General features: G+C 64.8%; 1 protein-coding gene. It reads right to left on the bottom strand.

The window, feature by feature from the left end; genetic code table 11:
* Positions 1-159: 159 nt before the first annotated feature.
* Positions 160-1,593 (bottom strand): IS1182 family transposase, encoded by a 1,434-nt coding sequence (locus ACSQ2B_RS26715; protein WP_436050645.1) that lies wholly within the window; start codon positions 1,591-1,593, stop codon positions 160-162.
* Between the last annotated feature and the right edge of the window lie 61 nt (positions 1,594-1,654).

Raw genomic sequence — 1,654 nt, 5'->3', positions numbered from 1 at the left:
GCGTGAGGACGGCCGGCTGACCTGTGCGCGGTGGAGTCACGCGCCGCCGCGAGGGGCGCTTTGAACGGAAAGGATCGCGTCGCGACGTCCGCTATGGGTCGAGGCTGTGTGAAAACTCGGTCTGCGTTCCGGCAGACGTCAATTTCTGCGGCTTGGCGATCAGGCTTGGATCACCTGCATCAGCGGTTTGACGCCGAGGATCTGGATCATTCTCTTCAGGTTGTAGGCCAGGACGTGGAGGCTCATCTCCGTTCGGACCTTTTCGAGGGTCTTGGTCAGGAAGTGAGTGCTTCCCATCCAGGATTTGAGGGTGCCGAAGGGGTGCTCGACGGTCTGCCGGCGGATGCCCATGGCGTGGGGCATGCGGTCCAGCCGGGCCTGCATCTGGTCCATGACGCCCTCATGCTTCCAGCGCTTGAGCCTCTTCAGCTTGTCCGGCGTGCATTTCGGCTTGAGCGCGCAGGTGAAGCAGGCCGTCAGGTGGCGGTAGTGGTCGATGTCGTCCTTGCGGTCCGATCGCGTCGCGCCCTTGGTCAGCTGCTGCCCCGCCGGGCAGGTGTAGTGATCGTTCTCAGGGTCGTAGACGAAGTCGTTTCGTGTGAAGACGCCGCGCTCGCTGGGCCACACGGTCTTGGGGATGCAGGGCAGGATGCCGGTTCCCTCGCAGGCCAGCACCTGCTCGCCATTGAAGTAGCCGCGATCCGCCAGGGCGGTGAGTTGCTCGCAGCCGGTCGCAGCCTGGGCCTTCAGAGCCAGGGGCTCCAGCTGGGTCCTGTCGTGACCCAGGTTAGTCACCTCGTGCGCCACGATCAGGTGGTGCTCGGCATCGACGGCGGTCTGCACGTTGTAGCCGACAACGCCCGTCCCCCGGCCGCTGGTCGCCATGGAGCGGGCGTCCGGATCGGTGAGGGATATCTGTTTGTCTGGAGCGGCCTGGACCTGCTCCTGCATCGCCTTCAAGTCCTGCATCTGGCGGCGCAGACCCGCGATCTTCTCATGGATGTGACTGGTCCTGGCTTCGGCGACGTCGCTGTCTTCGCGGTCGGCCCGGTCCAGGGCGGCGAGGTAGCGGTCGATGCTGGCGTCGACCTGCTCCATGCGCTTGGCGACCTTGGTCGCCGTGAAGTTCTTGTCGCGATTGTTGACCGCTTTGAACTTGCTGCCGTCGATCGCCACCACGGCCTTGGTGAACAGCTCCAGCCGGCGGCAAAGCTCGATGAACTGCCCGCAGGCCGCCCGGATCGCCACGCCGTTATCCCGGCGGAAATCGGCGATGGTCTTGAAGTCCGGCGCCAGCCGTCCCGTCAGCCACATCAGCTCGATGTTGCGCTGGGCTTCGCGCTCGAGCCGCCGGCTCGACTGGACGCGGTTGAGGTAGCCGTAGAGGTAGATCTTCAGCAGGGTCGAGGGGTGATAGGCAGGACGGCCCGTCGCCGCCGGCCGCACGCCGTCAAATCCAAGCGCCGCCAGGTCCAACTCATCGATGAAGGCCTCGACCACCCGGACCGGATTGTCCTCGGCCACGTAATCGTCCAGCGAAGCTGGCAACAGGAACGACTGCCGCCGATCCTCTCCCTCAACGAAACGCCCCATGACCGGCCCTCCGAAAGCCAGTCGATTCTAGCTAAGCTCGGCGCGTTTTCACACAGCCTGG

This window comes from Phenylobacterium sp. LjRoot225, assembly GCF_964252855.1.
Lineage (GTDB): Bacteria > Pseudomonadota > Alphaproteobacteria > Caulobacterales > Caulobacteraceae > Phenylobacterium.
The sequence above is the reverse complement of the archived record's forward strand: the minus strand, read 5'-3'. Positions and strand labels throughout refer to the sequence as shown.

Excerpts from the sequence above, each read along its gene's own strand:
- ACSQ2B_RS26715 (WP_436050645.1), bottom strand. The coding sequence starts at position 1,593 with ATGGGGCGTTTCGTTGAGGGAGAGGATCGGCGGCAGTCGTTCCTGTTG.